Origin of the sequence: Streptomyces sp. NPDC047525, from assembly GCF_040643025.1 — a bacterium.
GTDB classification, from domain to species: domain Bacteria; phylum Actinomycetota; class Actinomycetes; order Streptomycetales; family Streptomycetaceae; genus Streptomyces; species Streptomyces durmitorensis.
Genome location: NZ_JBEYTL010000008.1, coordinates 371,263 through 390,847, shown reverse-complemented (window position 1 = coordinate 390,847; position 19,585 = coordinate 371,263). Strand labels below are relative to the sequence as shown.

General features: G+C 69.9%; 18 protein-coding genes and 2 tRNA genes. 11 read left to right on the top strand and 9 right to left on the bottom strand.

The features are described 5' to 3' along the window. Positions 1 to 4 precede the first annotated feature (4 nt). Positions 5 to 760 carry an AIM24 family protein gene (locus ABZ833_RS25305; protein ID WP_361050376.1) on the top strand — a complete coding sequence of 252 codons (756 nt, stop codon included), beginning with the start codon at positions 5 to 7 and terminating at the stop codon, positions 758 to 760. A 110-nt stretch (positions 761 to 870) separates the two neighbouring features. Here ABZ833_RS25305 and ABZ833_RS25300 read toward each other — a convergent pair whose 3' ends face one another. Next, the gene (locus tag ABZ833_RS25300) at positions 871 to 1,401 is read right to left on the bottom strand and encodes an NUDIX hydrolase (RefSeq protein ID WP_361050373.1); all 531 of its coding nucleotides are present in this window, start codon (positions 1,399 to 1,401) and stop codon (positions 871 to 873) included. Continuing rightward, complete coding sequence (locus ABZ833_RS25295; RefSeq protein WP_361050370.1) at positions 1,398 to 2,882, bottom strand: zinc-dependent metalloprotease; 1,485 nt, start codon at positions 2,880 to 2,882, stop codon at positions 1,398 to 1,400. The genes ABZ833_RS25300 and ABZ833_RS25295 overlap by 4 nt, the downstream gene beginning before the upstream one ends. A gap of 191 nt (positions 2,883 to 3,073) precedes the next feature. On the opposite strand from ABZ833_RS25295, the gene ABZ833_RS25290 reads away from it, so the two are divergent. The 4 genes from ABZ833_RS25290 to ABZ833_RS25275 all read left to right on the top strand — a co-directional run bounded on the left by ABZ833_RS25290 (position 3,074) and on the right by ABZ833_RS25275 (position 6,232). Beyond that, positions 3,074 to 4,186: an NAD-dependent epimerase/dehydratase family protein gene (locus ABZ833_RS25290; RefSeq protein ID WP_361050367.1), complete on the top strand. Its 1,113-nt coding sequence runs from the start codon at positions 3,074 to 3,076 to the stop codon at positions 4,184 to 4,186. A 117-nt stretch (positions 4,187 to 4,303) separates the two neighbouring features. Next, the gene (locus ABZ833_RS25285) at positions 4,304 to 4,768 is read left to right on the top strand and encodes a molybdenum cofactor biosynthesis protein MoaE (protein ID WP_249587869.1); all 465 of its coding nucleotides are present in this window, start codon (positions 4,304 to 4,306) and stop codon (positions 4,766 to 4,768) included. Positions 4,769 to 4,907: 139 nt separating this feature from the next. After that, on the top strand, positions 4,908 to 5,078 hold the full coding sequence (locus tag ABZ833_RS25280; RefSeq protein WP_361050364.1) for a hypothetical protein: 171 nt from the start codon (positions 4,908 to 4,910) through the stop codon (positions 5,076 to 5,078). A gap of 68 nt (positions 5,079 to 5,146) precedes the next feature. Further along, complete coding sequence (locus ABZ833_RS25275) at positions 5,147 to 6,232, top strand: PDZ domain-containing protein (protein ID WP_361050361.1); 1,086 nt, start codon at positions 5,147 to 5,149, stop codon at positions 6,230 to 6,232. A 110-nt stretch (positions 6,233 to 6,342) separates the two neighbouring features. On the opposite strand, the gene ABZ833_RS25270 is transcribed toward ABZ833_RS25275, so the two are convergent. After that, positions 6,343 to 6,885: a PPA1309 family protein gene (locus ABZ833_RS25270; protein WP_361050358.1), complete on the bottom strand. Its 543-nt coding sequence runs from the start codon at positions 6,883 to 6,885 to the stop codon at positions 6,343 to 6,345. A 146-nt stretch (positions 6,886 to 7,031) separates the two neighbouring features. Here ABZ833_RS25270 and ABZ833_RS25265 point away from each other — a divergent pair, with 146 nt between their 5' ends. The 4 genes from ABZ833_RS25265 to ABZ833_RS25250 all read left to right on the top strand — a co-directional run bounded on the left by ABZ833_RS25265 (position 7,032) and on the right by ABZ833_RS25250 (position 12,287). Beyond that, complete coding sequence (locus ABZ833_RS25265) at positions 7,032 to 9,953, top strand: UPF0182 family protein (protein WP_361050831.1); 2,922 nt, start codon at positions 7,032 to 7,034, stop codon at positions 9,951 to 9,953. A 50-nt stretch (positions 9,954 to 10,003) separates the two neighbouring features. Beyond that, positions 10,004 to 10,077: transfer RNA gene (locus ABZ833_RS25260), tRNA-Met, on the top strand. Positions 10,078 to 10,297: 220 nt separating this feature from the next. Continuing rightward, entirely contained in the window at positions 10,298 to 12,130 is a 1,833-nt protein-coding gene (locus ABZ833_RS25255) for a tetratricopeptide repeat protein (RefSeq protein ID WP_361050355.1), read from the top strand. A gap of 83 nt (positions 12,131 to 12,213) precedes the next feature. After that, positions 12,214 to 12,287 (top strand) — tRNA-Met (locus tag ABZ833_RS25250). A gap of 73 nt (positions 12,288 to 12,360) precedes the next feature. Here ABZ833_RS25250 and ABZ833_RS25245 read toward each other — a convergent pair. From ABZ833_RS25245 to ABZ833_RS25230, 4 genes are all read right to left on the bottom strand, one after another. Further along, positions 12,361 to 13,500: an ABC transporter substrate-binding protein gene (locus ABZ833_RS25245; protein WP_361050828.1), complete on the bottom strand. Its 1,140-nt coding sequence runs from the start codon at positions 13,498 to 13,500 to the stop codon at positions 12,361 to 12,363. 26 nt (positions 13,501 to 13,526) lie between these two features. Further along, the gene (locus ABZ833_RS25240; RefSeq protein WP_361050352.1) at positions 13,527 to 14,402 is read right to left on the bottom strand and encodes an ABC transporter permease; all 876 of its coding nucleotides are present in this window, start codon (positions 14,400 to 14,402) and stop codon (positions 13,527 to 13,529) included. Then, the gene (locus ABZ833_RS25235) at positions 14,399 to 15,184 is read right to left on the bottom strand and encodes an ABC transporter ATP-binding protein (RefSeq protein WP_361050350.1); all 786 of its coding nucleotides are present in this window, start codon (positions 15,182 to 15,184) and stop codon (positions 14,399 to 14,401) included. Before ABZ833_RS25235 ends, ABZ833_RS25240 begins: the two co-directional genes overlap by 4 nt. Before the next feature lie 147 nt (positions 15,185 to 15,331). Beyond that, positions 15,332 to 15,748: a Fur family transcriptional regulator gene (locus ABZ833_RS25230; protein WP_361050347.1), complete on the bottom strand. Its 417-nt coding sequence runs from the start codon at positions 15,746 to 15,748 to the stop codon at positions 15,332 to 15,334. Between the two features lie 153 nt (positions 15,749 to 15,901). Between ABZ833_RS25230 and ABZ833_RS25225 the strand changes: the two genes are divergently transcribed. Then, positions 15,902 to 17,371, top strand: coding sequence for a catalase (locus tag ABZ833_RS25225; protein WP_361050824.1), 1,470 nt, complete (start codon positions 15,902 to 15,904; stop codon positions 17,369 to 17,371). 88 nt (positions 17,372 to 17,459) lie between these two features. On the opposite strand, the gene ABZ833_RS25220 is transcribed toward ABZ833_RS25225, so the two are convergent. Further along, positions 17,460 to 17,861, bottom strand: a complete 402-nt coding sequence (locus tag ABZ833_RS25220) for a CBS domain-containing protein (protein WP_361050344.1) — start codon at positions 17,859 to 17,861, stop codon at positions 17,460 to 17,462. Between the two features lie 146 nt (positions 17,862 to 18,007). Next, positions 18,008 to 18,808 carry a histidinol-phosphatase gene (hisN, locus tag ABZ833_RS25215; RefSeq protein ID WP_361050341.1) on the bottom strand — a complete coding sequence of 267 codons (801 nt, stop codon included), beginning with the start codon at positions 18,806 to 18,808 and terminating at the stop codon, positions 18,008 to 18,010. Between the two features lie 162 nt (positions 18,809 to 18,970). Between hisN and ABZ833_RS25210 the strand changes: the two genes are divergently transcribed. Beyond that, positions 18,971 to 19,576, top strand: coding sequence for a TetR/AcrR family transcriptional regulator (locus ABZ833_RS25210; RefSeq protein WP_361050338.1), 606 nt, complete (start codon positions 18,971 to 18,973; stop codon positions 19,574 to 19,576). Positions 19,577 to 19,585 lie beyond the last annotated feature (9 nt).

Genomic DNA, 19,585 nt, shown 5'->3' with positions numbered 1-19,585 from the left:
CACCATGCAGAGCCCACTTTTCGCGCACACCGAGCAGCAGACTCAGGAGCGCTACACCGTCCAGAACCCGCAGCTGCTGCGGGTCGCCCTCGAGGGCCACGACGACATCCTGGCCCGCAAGGGAGCCATGGTCGCCTACCAGGGTCTGATGGAGTTCGACGCGGAGTACCAGAGCCAGGGCAACCAGCGGGCCCGCGCGCACACCGGCGAAGGCCTCGACCTGATGCGCTGCCACGGCCAGGGCACGGTCTATCTCGCCAACCTCGCCCAGTACATCCACGTAGTGGATGTGGACCGGGACGGTCTGACCGTGGACAGCAGCTATGTCCTCGCGCTCGACTCGTCGCTGACCCATCAGGTCATCGCCGTCGACAGCCAGTACGGCATCTCCGGGTCCGGCAAGTACCAGCTCAACATCACGGGTCGCGGCAAGGTCGCCCTGATGACGTCGGGCCAGCCGCTGATGCTTCAGGTCACGCCCGACCAGTACGTGAACGCCGACGCCGACGCGATCGTCGCCTGGTCCAACGGCCTGCGGGTGCAGATGCAGGCCCAGACGCACTCGTCGGGCGTGTGGCGGCGCCGCGGCAACACCGGTGAGGGCTGGGAGCTCAGTTTCATGGGCCAGGGCTACGCCCTCGTCCAGCCGAGCGAGTTGCTGCCGCCGCAGAACGCGGTCGTCGGGCAGGGCGCCAGGGCTCAGTACGGCATGGGCCAGCAGGGCGCTCGGGGGCAGAACCAGGGCAACGTCTGGAGCTGAGCCCTCTCCGGGCGGGATGGAACCCAAAAGGGGCGCGGGAAATCTGCGGGCCGGTCGTGGCCGGTCGCGCAGTTCCCCGCGCCCCTTTTGGGGCGCCCCTGGGGCGCCTCTTAAAGCCGCGCCCTTGTCGCTTCCAGTAGGCGGACCACCGACTCGTCGGCCACCCCCGCGACCTCGTCGTACGCGAACCAGCGCAGGTCCAGTGACTCGTCGCTGATCGCCTCGACGGCGTCCTGCGGGGTCAGTGCCGCGTACTGCACGTCGAGGTGCTGCGTGCAGGGCCCCGGGATCGGGTGCCGGTCCAGGCGGACGGGGCCGCCCGGGAGGAGCGTCAGGCCCGGCACGCCGGACTCCTCGGTGGCCTCACGCAGCGCGGCCGCGGCCAGTGTCGGGTCACCGGGCTCGCAGTGGCCGCCCATCTGAAGCCACATCCGCAGCTTCTTGTGCAGGGTCAGGAGCACGCGCTCGCGCGCGGGGTCGATGACCAGCGCGCTGGCCGTCACATGGCCGACCGTGCAGGCCTTCCACATGCCGTCATCGGGGTGGGCGGCGAGATGGTCCAGGTAGTACTGGCGCAGCTCTTCCTGGGTCTCGTCCTCGTAGCCCTTCAGTACGAGGACCGCGTCGTCGTGAAGGCTCACTTGTCGCTGTCGCCCTTGTCGCTGTCGCCCTTGTCGTCGCCCTTGGTGTCGCCGTCGCTTTCGGTGTCCTTCTTGAGGTCCGGCTTGGCGGAACCGCCCGCCGCCTCGCCGAGCATCTTGTCCAGCTCGGAGAAGTCCACCGGCTCGTGGTGCACGAAGCCGTCCGGGTCGTCCAGGTCCGATGCCGTCGGCAGCATGTCCGGGTGCGCCCACAGGCCGTCACGTCCGTCCACACCCCGCGCGTCCGTGAGCGAGGCCCACAGGCGCGAGGCGTCCCGCAGCCTGCGCGGGCGCAGCTCGAGGCCGATGAGCGTGGCGAAGGTCTGCTCGGCGGGACCGCCCGTCGCGCGGCGGCGGCGCAGCGTCTCGCGGAGGGCGTCGGCGGACGACAGGCGGGGCTTGGCCGCCGCGTGCACGACCGCGTCCACCCAGCCCTCGACGAGCGCGAGAGCCGTCTCCAGGCGGGCCAGGGCGGCCTTCTGCGCGGGAGTGTCCTCCGGCTGGAACATGCCCTGCTGGAGCGCCTCCTGCAGCTGCTCGGGATTCTGCGGGTCGAGCTGGCCGACCACGTCCTCCAGCTTGGCCGTGTCGACCTTGATGCCGCGGGCGTACCCCTCGACCGCGCCGAACAGATGCGAGCGCAGCCACGGCACGTGGGCGAAGAGCCGCTGGTGGGCGGCCTCGCGCAGCGCGAGGTAGAGCCGGACCTCCTCCTGCGGGACGCCCAGGTCCTTGCCGAAGGCCTCGACGTTCACCGGGAGCAGGGCGGCCTTGCCGGCCGGGCCGAGCGGCAGGCCGATGTCCGTGGAGCCGACGACCTCGCCCGCGAGCACGCCCACGGCCTGGCCGATCTGCTGGCCGAACATGGCGCCGCCCATGGAGCGCATCATCCCGATCAGCGGGCCTGCCATGGCCTGCATCTCCTCGGGCAGCACGTCACCCATGGCGAGGCCGACGCGCTCGGCGACCGGGTCGACCAGCTCCTTCCACACCGGAAGGGTCGCCTCGACCCACTCGGCGCGGCTCCAGGCCACGGCCACGCCCGAGCCGGAGGGCAGGGACGTCGCGTCGTCGAGCCACAGGTCGGCCAGGCGGATGGCCTCCTCGACCGCGCCGCGCTCCGTGGGACCGACGCTCGCGTCCTTGGTGCCGTCGGGCGTGCCCTGGGAGACGGTCTGGCGGGCGATGTCCTTGGCCATGTCCCAGTTCACCGGGCCGCCCTCGTACGAGAGCATCTGGCCGAGCTGCTGGAACGCGGCGCCCAGGTCGTTCGGGTTCATCGAGCCGAACATCGCGGCGAACGGATTGTCACCGCCCTGGCCGCCGGGACCGCCCGCGCCGGGCAGGCCGCCGAAGCCGAACGGGTTCCCAGGGCCACCACCTGCACCCTGTCCCCCTCCGGGGCTGTCCTTCTTCTTGCCCTCGTCGCCGTTCTCCGGCTCCTCCGGCGGAAGGCCGAATCCGAATGGGGTGTCACTCACGGGATTCCTCGGCTCGTCAGGCCGCCGGTACTGTTCCGGCGGCGGCTGCCCTACAACACCACCCAGCGTAGACACCGTGACGGGATAGGGCCTCAGTGCTCCGCCGACTCATGGCCTGCGGCAGGATGGATGCCACCTGGTACGTACGCGTCATTCGCGTATCTACTGAAGACAACCGCTGGAGACGCCCGGTGAGTTCCCCAGATCCACAGGTTCGCGCAGCGCGAAACCTTTCTACCCCGGCCCCCGTACGCGGGCCCGTGGTCGCCGTCACCGGCGCCGCGTCCGGCGTGGGCGCGCTGCTGACCGAGCGCCTGGCCGCGTCCGAGGAGATCAAGCAGGTCGTTGCCATCGACGAGCGGCGGGGCGAGTGCGCCCAGGCCCAGTGGCACATCCTGGACGTCAGGGATCCGGCCATCGCCGAGAAGCTGCGGGGCGCGGACGTCGTGGTCCACCTCGCGCTCGATCTCGACCTGGAGACCGACGCCGCTGCCCGTACGGCGTACAACGTGCGCGGGACGCAGACCGTCCTTACGGCCGCCGCGGCGGCCGGTGTCCACCGCGTCGTGCTCTGCACGTCGGCGATGGTCTACGGAGCGCTGTCCGACAACGAACTGCCCCTCTCCGAAGACTCCGAACTGCGCGCCACCGCGGAGGCGACCGGCGTCGGTGACCTCCTGGAGGTCGAGCGGCTCGCCCGGCGCGCGCCCCGTGCGCACCCGGGCCTGAACGTCACCGTGGTGCGGCCCGCGGTCCTGGTGGGCGGCACGGACACCGCGCTCACGCGGTACTTCGAGTCGCCCAGGCTGCTCGTGGTGGCGGGCTCGCGCCCGGCCTGGCAGTTCTGCCACGTCGAGGACCTGTGCAGCGCCCTGGAGTACGCCGTCCTGGAGAAGGTCGACGGGGAGCTGGCCGTCGGCTGCGACGGATGGCTGGAGCAGGAAGAGGTCGAGGAGCTCAGCGAGATCCGCCGCATGGAGCTGCCCTCCACGGTGGCCCTCGGTGCGGCGGCCCGGCTGCACCGGATCGGTCTCACTCCGTCCCCGGCCGGTGACCTCGCGTACACGATGTACCCATGGGTGGTCAGCGTCAGCAGGCTGCACGATGCGGGATGGCGGCCGCAGTGGACCAACGAGGAGGTCCTCGCGGAGCTGCTCGAGGAGGTCGCCGGGCGCCGGACCGTGGCGGGACGCAGGCTCGGGCGCAAGGACGCGACGGCCGCGGGTGCCGCCGGTGCGACGGTCGCGCTCCTCGGCGCGGCGGCGGTGGTGCGGCGCGCCCGGAAGGCGCGCCGCCGGATCTGAGTTCCCCGGGATCCGCCGAGCACCTGGTGCACCTGTAGAGAACTCCAACGCGGCACGCGCGCGTGCCGGGCGAAAGCGCTATTCCGTGATGTCCGTGCCGTGCGGCACCATGGCCGCATGGCACGCACCACGAACGAGCACCCCGGCGAGCAGGCCGCACAGGACCCCATCCGGCTTCTGGCGATCCGTGACGCACCGCTGTCCCTGGACGAGGTCTTCCGGGCCGTCGGCGACGACGCCGCGGGCGGCACGGCGCTCTTCGTGGGGACCGTGCGCAATCACGACGGCGGTGCGGACGTCGACGAGCTCGGCTATTCGACCCACCCGACGGCCGAGGCCGAGATGCGCCGGGTGGCCGAGAAGGTCGTCGGCGAATATCCGGTGCGTGCCCTGGCCGCCGTCCACCGCGTCGGTGACCTGGCGGTGGGCGACCTCGCGGTCGTCGTGGCCGTCTCCTGCCCGCACCGCGCGGAGGCCTTCGCCGCCTGCCGCAAGCTGATCGACGACCTCAAGCACGAGGTGCCGATCTGGAAGCACCAGCGGTTCGCCGACGGGAAGGAAGAGTGGGTCGGCGCCTGCTGATCTCCTGCCTCCTCCGCCAAGCCAGTTGGCCCAAGAGTCTCCGGTTGCGTAACCCGACCCCTGGCGTGAGCGTTGACGCAGCGGATGGTTAATCTGCTGATCAGTCAGTTGCGGTCGCTCAAGGGGTCGGGAGGTCGACATGGCATCACTTGCCTGGTTGCTGATTCCGCTTGCGGCAGCTGTCGGTGCGGGACTGTGGGGCGGCTGGGCTGCGCGCAACCGCAGGTCGGGCAAGACCGGTGACAACACCGAGCTCAACGGCTACGCGGCCTTCCGCGAGGCGATGGAGAAGTCCCACTCCGGCACGTGAGGCCCGCCGGGCCCCGTACGGACTGGCCCCAGCGGTGCACTGACAGGCAGGTCCCGTACTGTCGTTCCATGCCACGCCGCACCGCGACGATGCTCGCCTCCACCCTCATGCTGATCGCGCTGCTCTGCGCCGGAGTGCTCATCAAAGTGCCGTACTCGGAGATGTCCCCGGGTCCCACGGTGAACACTCTCGGCGACCACGGCGGCGAGCCCGTGCTGCAGATCTCCGGCCGCAAGACCTACCCGACGACCGGTCACCTCAACATGACGACGGTCCGGGTCACGAGCGCCGACTACAACATGAACATCGCCGAGGCCGTGTACGGCTGGCTGGCCCACGACAACATCGTGGTGCCGCACGACACCCTCTACCCGGACGGCAAGACCGAGCAGCAGTCGACCCAGGAGAACGCCGAGGAGTTCAGCCAGTCCCAGGAGAGCGCCAAGGTCGCGGCCCTGAGGGAACTGGACATCCCGGTGAAGTCCCAGGTCGTCGTCTCCACCGTCTTCAAGGACAGCCCCGCGGAGGGCACGCTCCACGCGGGCGACGTCATCAAGAAGGTCGACGGCACGCCCGTGAAGGAGATGACGGACGTCGCCAAGCTGGTCACCAAGCACAAGCCGGGCCAGGACGTCGTCTTCAGCGTCGTCCCCGTCAAGGAGGCGGCCGCCGCCGAAAAGGCGGGCAAGGAGCCGACCCGGACGGAAGACGTCAAGATCACCACGGAGAAGGCCAAGGACGGCCGGGCGATCGTCGGCATCCAGGCGGGCACCGATCACACGTTCCCGTTCACCATCGACATCAAGCTCGCCGACGTCGGCGGCCCCAGCGCCGGACTGATGTTCGCGCTCGGCATCGTCGACAAGCTGACCCAGGACGACCTCACCGGCGGCAAGTTCGTGGCCGGCACCGGCACGATCGACGACAAGGGCAAGGTCGGCCCGATCGGCGGCATCGGGATGAAGACGGTCGGCGCGCGGGCCAAGGGCGCCGAGTACTTCCTGACGCCGAAGGACAACTGCGCCACGGCCGCCAAGGACGTTCCGGACGGCCTCACGCTGGTCAAGGTGAACACCATCGACGACGCGGTCGACGCCCTCGCAGACATCCGCAAGGGCGACACCGCGGACCTGCCGCAGTGCACCGCGAAGTAGCGGCGGCGGCCCCGGAGCAGAAGGAAGGGCGCGGGCGGGGACGAACCCCACCCGCGCCCCGTGAAGAAGCCGAAGCCGCGGTGACTGCTCGGCGGACGAAGCCGCGGTGACTACTCGGCGAACGTGGCCGCCAGCGCCTCCGCGAGACCCGGAACCAGGTCGGACCCCGTGAGGACCTCGGTCGGCGAGTCCTTCTCGCGCAGCCGCAGAGCCGACTCACGCGCCCCGTCACGGAGCACCGCGACCGTCATGCGGACCTCCTGGCGGTCGGGGTGCTCGGCCACCCACTTCGCGAGCTGCGCCTCGCCGAGCCCTTCCGGGACGGACGTCTCGGCGGACGGCGGCAGCATCAGGCGCTCCACCGTGAGGGCGCAGCCCGCCACGGCGTCCGGCCAGGCGATGGTGCCGAGGAACTCGTCCAGCGGCTTGCCCGCCGGGATCTCCTCCTGCTCGATGGGGGTGAGGGCGGTCTCCTCGGGGGAGTTGTCGAGGCCGAGCTGGGTGGCGAGGCCGGGTTCTTGGGTGCGCAGTCGCGCCGTGTCGACGAGCGCGAAGAGGCGCGCGGGCTGGTCCCAGCCGAGGCCGGACGCGTACTCATCGATCTCGAGCACGGCACGGGTGAGGGGGCTCGCTGCCATGGGAGTGTTGGACATGGTCACAATCCTGCCTCGTTAGTCCCGAGAAACGGGAACCGAGTAAAGCGTAGGTAAGTTGCATAGGTGTGGGTCCACGATCACAGGACCCTGACGGATCAACAGAATCAACATCGAACTTCGAGGTGCGCACCTTGGCTTTCCAGATGCCGGACCGCGGCGGAGGCCCGACGGGGCCACGGATCAGAGTGGGCCGACCGTCCCGTCGCGTCCGGACCCTGCTCATGACACTGGGCATCCTGGCCGTTCTGGCCATGGTGTTCGTCATGTTCGCGGGGTTCTGGACGGACTGGCTCTGGTACCGCTCGGTCAACTATTCGTCCGTCTTCACGACGACACTGTGGACCAAGATCGGCCTGTTCTTCGTCTTCGGCCTCCTCATGGCGGCCGCGGTCGGACTCAACATCTGGCTGGCGCACCGGCTGCGCCCGCCGCTGAGCGCCATGTCGATGGAGCAGCAGAGCCTCGACCGGTACCGCATGAGCATCGCGCCGTACAAGAAGTGGCTGCTGCTCGGCATCGCCACGCTCGTCGGCCTGATCGCGGGAGCGTCGGCAGCCGGCCAGTGGCGCACATGGCTGCTGTGGGTGAACGGCGTCTCCTTCGGTCAGAAGGACCCGCAGTTCCACCTGGACGTGTCGTTCTTCGCGTTCGACCTTCCCTGGTACCGCTTCCTGCTGGGCTTCGGCTTCGCGGCCACGGTGCTCTCCCTGATCGCCGCGGCCCTCACCCACTACCTGTACGGCGGGCTGCGGATCACCAGCCCCGGCGCGCGGGCCACGGCGGCCTCGACGGGGCACCTGTCGGTGCTGCTCGGCGTCTTCGTGACGCTCAAGGCCGTGGCGTACTGGCTCGACCGGTACGGCCTCGCGGTGAAGTCCAGCGACTTCAAGGCGACGGGTGACTGGACGGGCCTTCGCTACGTGGACGCGAACGCGTACCTGCCGGCGAAGACCATCCTGTTCTGCATCGCCGTCATCTGCGCGCTGCTCTTCTTCGGCACCCTGTGGCGTCGCACCTGGCAGCTGCCGGTCATCGGCTTCGGCCTGATGGTCCTCTCCGCCATCCTCATCGGCGGTCTGTACCCGGCGATCGTGCAGAAGTTCCAGGTCTCGCCGAACGAGCAGGCCAAGGAAGCGCCGTACATCCAGAAGAACATCAAGGCGACGCGCGACGCGTACGGCATCAGCGGCGTGGAGCCCGAGGACTACAAGGGCGCGGGCAAGGCCGACGAGGACCCCAAGCAGAAGCGCGACGACGCGGACTCGGCCGCCAACTACCGGCTGAACGACCCGAACATCGTCTCGCCGACGTTCCAGCAGCTCGAGCAGGAGCGCGAGTACTACCGCTTCCCGACGACCCTGGACGTGGACCGCTACAACGGCCAGGACACCATCGTCGGCCTGCGTGAGCTCAGCCTCGACAAGCTCGACAAGCGCAACTGGATCAACGACCACTTCGCCTACACCCACGGCTACGGCATGGTCACGGCCAAGGGCACGGAGACGAAGAAGGGCTCCAAGGGCGCCCCGGACTTCACGGAGTCCGGCCTGCCCACCACGGGCAACCTCGGCCCGTACGAGCAGCGGATCTACTACGGCGAGAAGACCACCCAGTACTCGATCGTGGGCGGGCCCCAGAAGGAGCTCGACTACGAAGAGGACGGCGGCGGTCAGAAGACCTACAGCTACAAGGGCGACAGCGGGGTCAACCTCTCGAACCCGATCAACCGCGCCGCGTACGCCGTGTCCTTCGGCGAACCGCAGATGCTGTACTCGGGCGCGATCGGCGAGGGCTCGCGGATCCTCTACAACCGCACGCCCAAGGAGCGCGTCGAGTCGGTGGCTCCCTGGCTGACCATCGACGGCGACACGTATCCGACGGTGGTCGACGGCAAGATCCAGTGGGTCGTCGACGCCTACACGACGAGCAACGGCTATCCGTACGCCTCGCGGACCACGCTCGGCGACACGACGGCGGACTCGCTCTCCGAGTCCGACGACGCCCGCGCGGTGGTGGCCCAGCAGAACCGGGTCAACTACATCCGCAACTCGGTGAAGGCGACCGTCGACGCGTACACGGGTGAGGTCAAGCTCTACACCTGGGACGAGAAGGACCCGGTCCTCAAGACCTGGAAGAAGGCGTTCCCGGACACCGTCAAGGACAAGGGCGAGATCCCCAAGGCCCTGATGGACCACCTGCGCTACCCGCAGGACATGTTCAAGGTGCAGCGCGAGCTCCTGACGCTCTACCACGTCACGGACCCCGGCCAGTTCTACAACGCGAGTGACGCCTGGCAGGTGCCCAACGACCCGACGAAGAAGGACAACAGCGCGGTTCCGCCGTACTACCTGTCCATGAAGACGCCGGGTCAGACACAGCAGCAGTTCTCGCTGACGACGACGTTCACGCCCAGTGGACGGCCCAACCTACGGGCCTTCATGACGGTCGACGCCGACGCCAGAAGCAAGAACTTCGGCACGATGAAGCTGCTGAGAGTCACGGGCGACGTGGACGGCCCGGAACAGGTCCAGAACAAGCTGAACTCGATGACGGAGGTCGGCAACTTCGTCCGGGACATGAAGGGCGCCGACTCCGACGTCCTCTACGGAAACCTGCTGACCGTGCCACTGGACGACGGGTTCCTCTACGTCGAGCCCGTGTACGTACAGGGACGTAAATCGGCGTATCCGCTCCTGAAGAAGGTGGCGGTGTCGTACGGCACGGAGACCGCGTTCGCGGACTCCCTGAGCGACGGCCTCAACCAGGTCTTCGGTGCCGAGGGGACCACCAAGCCACCGGCCGACGACGGTGACACGGACGAGCCGACCGAGCCGCCCAAGACGAACGACCCGACGGTGCAGGCTGCCCTCGACGACGCCCAGACGGCGTTCGAGGACGGGCAGACGGCCCTGCAGGACGGCGACTGGAAGGCCTACGGCGAAGCCCAGGAGAAGCTGGAGGACGCCCTCCAGCGGGCCGAGGACGCCCAGGCCGCGGCGGACAAGAAGGCCGACAAGAACGCGGACAAGAACGGCGACAAGGACGGCGACAAGAAGGGCGGCTGACCAGCTGCGAAACACCCCCTCCGCGCCGTGGTACGGTTTGGACACAACGGCGCGGGGTGGAGCAGCTCGGTAGCTCGCTGGGCTCATAACCCAGAGGTCGCAGGTTCAAATCCTGTCCCCGCTACTAGAAGATGAAGGCCCGGATCCTTATCGGATCCGGGCCTTCGTCGTGTGTGGGTGGGGTCCGTGGCGGCGTGCGCTGGCCTGTGCGAACCGTGCTCCGCCCGGGGGGGGTTGGGAAATCTGTGTTTGACTTGTCTCCCTGTGGGCATGTCGACAAAACGCTGAAGTGACCTCACTGGCTGCGGTATACCAGGTGTACCCAGGTTGCAGGTGGTGCGACGATGGACGTTATGGGGGACAAGGCAACTCTGTTGGAGACAGGGCGGTTTGTGCAGCCGGCCGACCGGGAGGATCCCGGGGCGGCCGCCGAGGAGATGCGCCATCGGCTGGCCGCCGAGGCCGGAGACGTCGACGCGATGAGCGTCCTCGGGAGTCTTCTGCTGCGCCGTGGTGATCTTGACGGGGCCGAGTCTCTGCTGCGCGCTGCGACCGCCGAGGGCGACCGCGCCGCCGCCAACAACCTCGGAGTCCTCCTCCACCAGCGCGGGTACGCCGACGAGGCGGCCGGATGGTGGCGGGTCGCCGCCGTCGCGGGTTCCGCCGCTGCCGCGCACGCGCTCGGGCGCCACCACCGCGAGCGCGGCGACGAGCCCGCCGCGGAGTACTGGCTGCGGCAGTCCGCCGAGCAGGGCCATGCCCTGGGCGCGTACGCCCTCGCCGATCTTCTGGAGCACCGCGGTGACGTCGGCGCCGAGCGCTGGATGCGGGCATCGGCCGAGCGCGGCCACCGCGAGGCCGCGTACCGCATCGCCCGCGCCCTGGACCGGCGGGCCACCGCCGAGCGCGGCGACACCAAGGCCGCAGCCAGGGCCAAGGCCGACGCGAAGGCCAAAGGGGCACGTTCCGCCGAGGCCGAGGCCGAGCAGTGGTACCGCCAGGCCGCCGCGCGCGGGCACCGGCGGGCCGCGCTGCACCTCGGCGCGATCCTGGAGCAGCGCGGCGAGCTGAAGGAGGCGGGGCGCTGGTACCTGAACTCCGCGAAGGACGGGGAGGCGCGTGCCGCCTGCGCCCTCGGCTTCCTGCTGCGTGACGCGGGCGACGAGGAGAGCGCCGCCGTCTGGTGGCTGAAAGCCGCCCAGGACGGCGACGGGAACGCCGCGAACGCCCTGGGCGCGCTGCACGCCGAGCGGGGCGAGACCCAGACCGCCGAGCGGTGGTACCGCGCGGCCATGGACGCGGGCGACGTGAACGGCGCGTACAACCTCGGTCTGCTCTGCGCCGAGCAGGGGCGGACCGCGCAGGCCGACCAGTGGTACAGGCGTGCCGCGTACGCAGGCCACCGCGAGGCCGCCAACGCGCTCGCCGTGCTGCTGCTCCAGGGCGGCGACGCGGCGGGCGCCGAGCCGTGGTTCTCCAAGGCCGCCGAGGCGGGCAGCGTGGACGCGGCCTTCAACCTCGGGATTCTGTACGCGTCCCGTGACGACGAGGGCTCCGCCCTGCCCTGGTACGAGCGTGCGGCCGCGGCCGGGCACACCGAGGCCGCGCTCCAGGTCGGCACCGCGCGGCTGCGGGACGGCGACGAGCAGGACGCCGAGCGGCATCTGCGGTGCGCGGCGGGCGGCGGCAGCGCGGAGGCCGCCTACCGCCTCGGCACCGTCCTCGACGCCCGCAGGCCGCCTGCCGGGCCGCCTGCGCTCGGCGAGCCCGCTGCCGAGAAGACCGAGTGCGAGGAGTGGTACGAGCGGGCGGCCGAGCAGGGGCACCGGCGCGCGCAGGTGCGGGTCGGGATGCTGGCCGCGGGGCGCGGGGACGTCGTGGAGGCGGCGCGGTGGTACCGCCTCGCGGCGGATGCCGGGAGCCGGAACGGCGCGTTCAACCTGGGGCTTCTCCTGGCGCGTGAGGGGAGTGAGCCCGAGGCCGCGCTGTGGTGGACCCGGGCCGCTGACGCGGGGCACGGGCGGGCCGCGCTGCGGCTTGCGCTGCTTTACGCTCGGCGCGGGCAGCTGGTCGAGGGGCAGCGGTGGGCTTCGCGTGCCGTGGAGCTTGGGCCCGCCGAGGTTTCCGAGCGGGCGGCTCGGTTGCGCGAAGCGCTTCAGCAGGAGCTGACTGCTTAGCCCTGCGGAACGCCTGCCCACAGCCGGGCGCCGAACGGATTTGCGCTGGTCGGGGGCTCTGACGTACGGTTACAACACAACGGCGCGGGGTGGAGCAGCTCGGTAGCTCGCTGGGCTCATAACCCAGAGGTCGCAGGTTCAAATCCTGTCCCCGCTACTAAAGGCCAGAGGCCGGGAAGCATCAGCTTCCCGGCCTCTGGTGTGTCCGCCTCCGGTGCGCCCGGGGGCGGCTACCGCTTGTGGCCCACCGCCTCCTCGTACAAGGTGCGGTCCACCGCCTTCTCCTCCGGGACCTTGTCCCCCTCGGCGACGCCCGCCGTCTCGTACGCCGCCTGGAGCCTGTCCGTCGTCCCGGCCCGGATCTCCCAGTCCATGCGCAGCGACGGAGTCGACCTCAGGACCGCCTCGTCGGTCTTCAGGAGCTTCGCGAGCTCGGTCACGAAGGCCTGGTCGGCCTTGTAGTCACCGGCGAAGTACGTGTTCACGGTCCGGATGTACGCGCGCAGCAGCGCGACGCCCGCGTCAGGGTCCTCGGTCAGGAGATTGGGGCCGAACAGCAGACCGCCGAGCGGTTCGCCCTGGGGCTGGCCGCCGAGGAACGCGTACTGCTTGTCGCCGTCGACTTTGCGCCACACCGGGTCGAGGAGCCAGGCGGAGTCGGTGCCGCCGTTCTGGAGGGCGGTCAGGACGTCCGCCGAACCCAGCTGCTGGAACTGGATCTTGTCGAGGCCGCCGCCGTGCTTCTTCAGGGTCCTGCCCATGGGGTACGAGATGACCGAGCCCTTGCCGATCATGGTGCCGAGCTTTCGGCCCGCCATCGGGACGTGGTCCGCGCTCTCGCCCTTCTTCAGCTTCACCCACAGACCGCTCTTGGACCCGGGGCCGGGCGAGAAGTTCCCGGCCGCCCACTTGATGGTGAAGCCGCTGGTGATGCCGTTCATGACGGCGGCCTCGGGGGCGGCCCACTGGGCGTCGATGTCCCCCTTGGCCAGGAGCGGGAGTGCCTCGGGGGTCGGGAGCACCTTGAGGTGGACGTCCAGGCCCTCCTTCTTGAACTCGCCCTTCTCCACGGCCATTTGGAGGGGCGCGACGTACTCGGCGCTCAGCGTGCCGGTCGCGATGGTGAGGCTGCGCTCCTTGGCGAGTGGGCGCGGGGCCGGGGCGCCCTTGTCGCAGCGGGCGGGTGCGCGGTCCTTGGAGAGGTCGGCCGGATCCGTCCAGCTCTCCTTGCCGCAGCCTGCGACCGCCTTGATGGTTCGGGGCTCGGCGGACGCCGCCGAGTCCGTGGTGTCGTCCTCCTTCGCGCAGCCCGCCGAGGCGAGCAGCGAGCCCGCGAGGAGCAGCGCGAGGGCGGGGATGCGGGTGTGCATGGAGCCTCCGTACGCGTACGAATGGTTCATGACTGGCTTCTGCCGCGGTCGCGCGGGGCCCAGGGAGTGAGCAACCGGCCGACGATCCGCACCAGTTCGGAGAAGACGACGCCGAGCACGGCGACGCAGACGATGCCGACGAACATCACGTCGTTCTGGAACAGCGCCCGGGAGTCGAAGATCAGGTGGCCGAGGCCGTTCGCCGCCGCGATCTGCTCCGACGCGACGATCACCAGGACCGCGACGCCCGCCGCGATCCGCGCGCCGACGAGCACGGCGGGCAGCGATGCGGGCAGCAGGACGTGGCGGAACATCTGCCACGGCGATGCGCCGAAGACCTGACCCGCGTCGCGGTGTCCGGAGGGCACGGCGAGTACCGCCGCCATCGTCGAGATCCAGACGAAGAAGAAGACGGTGGCCGCGACGAGCGCGATCTGCGGGCCTTCGCCGAGGCCGAACATGTTGAGGAAGACGGGCAGCAGGGCCAGCTTCGGTACGACGTACAGCGCGTCCAGGAGCGGTTCGAGCGCCGCGCGCACGAGGGAGAGCGAGCCCATGAGGAGGCCGAGGGCATAGCCGGTGACCGTGCCGATCGCGTAGCCGGCGAGCACGCGCTTGAGGGTGGCCCATACGTCGGGCCACAGGTCGCCGTCCGCCGCGCGCTGCCAGCCGTCCTCGAGGATGGTCTGGGGCGCGGGGTAGACGCGGTCGTCGATCCAGGCCTGGGTGGCGGCCAGTTGCCACAGGAGGACCAGGGCGAGGGGGACGGCGACGGCGAGGCCGATCTCCAGGGTGCGGCGTCTGCGGTGGGTGCGGGCGGGGTGCAGCTCCTGGGGGCCCGGCCTGCGGACGAGCACGCCGGCCTCGGGGCCGGCCGTCTTGCGCGAGGTGGTCGTCGTCATGCCGGGACCGCCTCGTCCCTGCGGACCACCTCGCCGCGCAGCAGGTCCCACAACTCGCCCTTGAGGGCGGTGAATTCGGGGGTCGCGCGTACGTCGCCGGTGCGGGGTCTCGGGAACGGCGGGCGGTGTTCGGCGATGATGCGGCCCGGCCGTGCGGACATGACCAGGACGCGGTCGCCGAGCACGATCGCCTCTTCGAGGCTGTGGGTGATGAAGAGGGTGGTGGTGCGGGTGGTCTGGGTGAGGGCGAGCAGCTCGTCCTGGAGGATCGTGCGGAGCTGGGCGTCCAGGGCCGCGAACGGCTCGTCCATCAGGAGGATCTCGGGCTCCACGGCCAGGGCGCGGGCGATGGCCACGCGCTGGCGCATACCGCCGGAGAGGGTGGCGGGGTAGGCGTCGGCGAAGTCGGCGAGGCCGAGGCGGGTCAGCCAGTCCCTGGCCCGGGCATTTGCCTCTTTTCGCGGTACGCGCTGGATTTCCAGGCCGAAGCGGACGTTGGCCTGGACGGTCTTCCAGTCGTAGATGCCGTAGTCCTGGAAGATCATCGCTGCGGGGCGCGGGTCCGTGGTGCGGATCGTCAGCTGCCCTTTGCTCGGCCGCAGGAGGCCTGCGGCTATGCGGAGCAGGGTTGATTTTCCGCAGCCGGAGGGGCCGACGATGCAGGTGAATTCGCCGGGGGCGATGGTGAGGTCCACTGGACCCAGTGCGTCCACGGCCTTGGTGCCGCGGCCGAACGTTCTTGTCACTGCGTGGGCTTCTAGTTTGGGGTGCGGATCTCCCACGTGTTTCTCCTTGCGGAGGGCAGGCGGATATGGGCGCCGCTGACCATATGACGCACCGTCAGATTCCGGAAGGGGGCTGCCCGCAAACCACGCGAGCCCCCGGTGCCTCATGGGCTCCGGGGGCTTCGTGAACGCAAGTAAGAAGTGCTACGCCTTCGCGCAGTTCGGGCACGTGCCCCGGTACGTGACGTCCGCGCCCTCGATCGTGAAGCCGAAGCGTTCCGAGTCGGGGAGGCTGGCCAGGGGGTTGCCCGTGGGGTGGACGTCGCGGATCGTGCCGCACTGCGCGCACACCAGGTGCTGGTGGGGGCGGTGGGCGTTCGGGTCGTACCGCTTGGCCCTGCGGTCCGTCGACACCTCGAGGACCTCGCCGAGGGTCACCAGCTCGCCCAGGGTGTTGTAGACGGTCGCCCGGGAGATCTCGGGGAGCCTGTCCACGGCGCGGGAGTGCACCTCGTCCGCGGTCAGGTGTACGTGGTCCCCGTCGAGGACCTCGGCCACGACGCGCCGCTGTGCGGTCATGCGCCAACCGCGTCCGCGCAGTCGTTCCAACAGGTCGCTCATGTGAACCAGCCTAGCAGGCGAAGGACCTAAGTCCCGACGAGGTGTGACTTTGGATGTTTACTTGACTTAGACAAAGTCCATCGTAGGATCGGGATCGACGGACGCCAAAAGCGGACGTCAAGGGCAGACGCCGAAGGACAGGACTTGCAGGAAATGACGCAGGAGGCGCACGTGACGCAGGGACCGCTCACCACGGAGGCCGGAGCGCCGGTCGCCGACAATCAGAACAGCGAGACCGCTGGTGTCGGCGGTCCGGTGCTCGTCCAGGACCAGGCGCTGCTCGAGAAGCTCGCGCACTTCAACCGCGAGCGCATCCCGGAGCGCATCGTCCACGCCCGCGGCGCCGGCGCGTACGGCACCTTCACGCTGACCCGCGACGTCTCGCAGTGGACGCGTGCGAAGTTCCTCTCCGAGGTCGGCAAGCAGACGGAGACCTTCCTCCGCTTCTCCACCGTCGCCGGCAACCTCGGCTCGGCCGACGCCGTGCGCGACCCCCGTGGCTTCGCGCTGAAGTTCTACACGGAGGAGGGGAACTACGACCTGGTCGGGAACAACACCCCCGTCTTCTTCATCAAGGACGCCATCAAGTTCCCCGACTTCATCCACACGCAGAAGCGCGACCCGTACACGGGCTCGCAGGAAGCCGACAACGTCTGGGACTTCTGGGGCCTGAGCCCCGAGTCCACCCACCAGGTCACCTGGCTCTTCGGCGACCGCGGCATCCCGGCGACGCTGCGCCACATGAACGGCTACGGCTCGCACACCTACCAGTGGAACAACGAGGCCGGCGAGGACTTCTGGGTCAAGTACCACTTCAAGACCGACCAGGGGATCAAGAACCTGACGGCGGCCGACGCGGCTGTGCTCGCCGGTGAGGACGCCGACTCCCACCAGCGCGACCTGCGCGAGGCCATCGAGCGCGGCGAGTTCCCGTCCTGGACCGTGCAGGTGCAGATCATGCCGGCGGCCGAGGCGGCGAACTACCGCTTCAACCCGTTCGACCTCACCAAGGTGTGGCCGCACGAGGACTACCCGCCGATCGAGATCGGCAAGCTGGAGCTCAACCGCAACCCGGAGAACATCTTCGCCGAGGTCGAGCAGTCCATCTTCAGCCCCGCCCACTTCGTGCCGGGCATCGGTCCCTCGCCGGACAAGATGCTCCAGGGCCGCCTCTTCGCGTACGGCGATGCCCACCGCTACCGCGTCGGCATCAACGCCGACCACCTGCCGGTGAACCGCCCGCACGCCACCGAGGCGCGCACCAACTCGCGTGACGGCTTCCTGTACGACGGCCGCCACAAGGGCGCGAAGAACTACGAGCCGAACTCCTTCGGCGGCCCGTTCCAGACGGACCGGCCGCTGTGGGTGTCCACCCCGGTCACCGGCGGCACGGGCAACCACGAGGCTCCCTCGCACGCCGAGGACAACGACTTCGTGCAGGCGGGCAACCTCTACCGCAAGATGTCCGAGGACGAGAAGGGCCGTCTGATCGAGAACCTCGCGGGCAACATCGCGGGTGTCTCGCGCGACGACATCGCCGAGCGCGCGATCAACAACTTCCGTCAGGCGGACGGTGACTTCGGCAAGCGGCTCGAGGCCGCGGTCCAGGCCCTTCGCGGCTGAGATCGTTTGTCGTAGGAGAAAAGCGGGCCGGATCCCCTCGGGGGTCCGGCCCGCCCTCTGTTTCCGGGGCGTGCCGGGGAGCGTGCGCTCAGACCGTCAAGGTCGCCGCGCGGCGCCTGCTCGGGGCCCAGCAGCGGATGATGTCGCGGACCGAGACGATCCCGACGGGTTCGTTGCCCTCCATCACGATCAGGTGCCGGAAGCCGCCGTGCGACATGGCGTCGGCCGCTTCCTCCAGGGTCCAGGACGGGTCGGCGAAGACGACGTCGGTCGTGGTGTGTGTGCCCGCGGTCTCGGCGTCAGGGCTCTGGCCCTGGCCCACCGAGATGAGGACGTCGCGCTCGGTCAGAATTCCCAGGCCGCAGGTGTCGGGGTCGAGGACGACGGCCGCGCCGACGCGGCGCGTCGACATCAGGCGGGCCGCCTGGCGCAGTGTGTGGGCGGGGCCGATGGTGAGGACCATCGTGCTCATGGCGTCGCGGACGAGCATGGGCTTGAGCCACCTCCTGAGTGGACCGCAAGAGAAGCGATTCACAAGTTCACAAGTGGGGGGACTCTCAGAGTCGCAGCCATGCGGGTCATCAACAAGGGGGCGCGTGCTGCTGGTTCAGGGCGTGCGCCAGCGAGGCGTGCGCCTCAGTAGCGCTGGTTGAGGTAGCCGAGCAGCTCGTCGTGGAGCAGGCCGTTCGACGCCGCCGCGTTGCCGCTGTGCGGGCCCGGAGTGCCGTCGAGGCCGGTGAAGGTGCCGCCCGCCTCGGTCACGATGATCGCGGTCGCCGCCATGTCCCAGAGCGAGAGCTCGGGCTCCGCGCAGATGTCGATCGAGCCCTCGGCGACCATCATGTACGGCCAGAAGTCGCCGTACCCACGGGTGCGCCAGACCGCGCGCGTGAGGTCCATGAACCCGTCGAGGCGCCCCTGCTCCTCCCAGCCCGAGAGCGAGGAGTACGCGAAGGACGCGTCCTGGAGCCGCGAGACCTTGGAGGCCTTGAGCCGGCTCGCGGAGGTGAGGCTGCGCCCGGTGAAGGCGCCCGCACCCTTCGCCGCCCACCAGCGCCGCCCGAGGGCCGGGGCCGACACGACGCCCACCACCGGCTGGAAGCCGCCCTCGCCCGCCTCCATCAGCGCGATCAGCGTGGCCCAGACCGGTACCCCGCGTACGTAGTTCTTGGTGCCGTCGATCGGGTCGATCACCCAGCGGCGTGGGCCCGTGCCCTCGACGCCGAACTCCTCGCCGAGGATCGCGTCGCGCGGCCGTCCCCGCTTCAGGTTCGACCGGATCAGCTCCTCGGCCGTTTTGTCCGCCTCGCTCACCGGCGTCATGTCCGGCTTGGTCTCGACCTTGAGGTCGAGGGCCTTGAACCGGTCCATCGTCGCGGCGTCGGCGGCGTCCGCGAGGACGTGGGCAAGACGCAGATCATCGTGGTAGTCGGGCATGAGTGAACAGTATCGATCTCGTTGTGCCTGAGCCACAGCGCCGTATGTCCGGGCCATTCCGGGACATGACGCATACCGTGCGAGGTCGCGCCGGGACTATTGACACCGCTCCCGAGCGCGTCAACTCTGGCCGCAGAGCCGCTTCGGCCCCGGGAGGCGACGATGCCTGCAGCACGGGAATCCTTACTGGACGCGGCCAAGACGGCGCTCGCCCGCCGACCGTGGCCAGGCGTACGCATGGTCGATGTCGCGGCCACCGCCGGAGTGTCCCGGCAGACCCTCTACAACGAGTTCGGCAGCAAGGACGGCCTCGCGCGCGCCCTGCTCCGGCGCGAGACCGACGCGTATCTGCACGGCGTGGAGCGCGCGTTGGCCGTGGAGGGCGGTCCGGTGGACCGGCTCGCCGCCGTGAGCGCGTGGACGATCGCCGCCGCACGCGGGAACGAACTCGCGCGGGCCATGCTCACCGGCTGCTGGAGCGAACGCCTGCCCGCGCCGAGCAGGACCGGGGCCTCCGCGTCGCCCGTACCGGCGCAGCGGCGGGCGGACGCGGGCGTCCCCTCGCCCGCCGAACTGCTCGCTCTCGTCCGGGACAAGGCGGTGAACGCGCTGAACGGCAGGGCGCGGCCGAAGGACACCGAGGAGCTGGCCATGGCCTGCGAGAGCGCGGTGCGGATGGCGCTGTCGTACGTCGTCGCGCCCTCGCCGGCGGGTGAGGATCCCGTGGAACTGGTGCGCGGGGTCCTCGGGCGCTGGATCAACGCCTGAGCGGGTCGG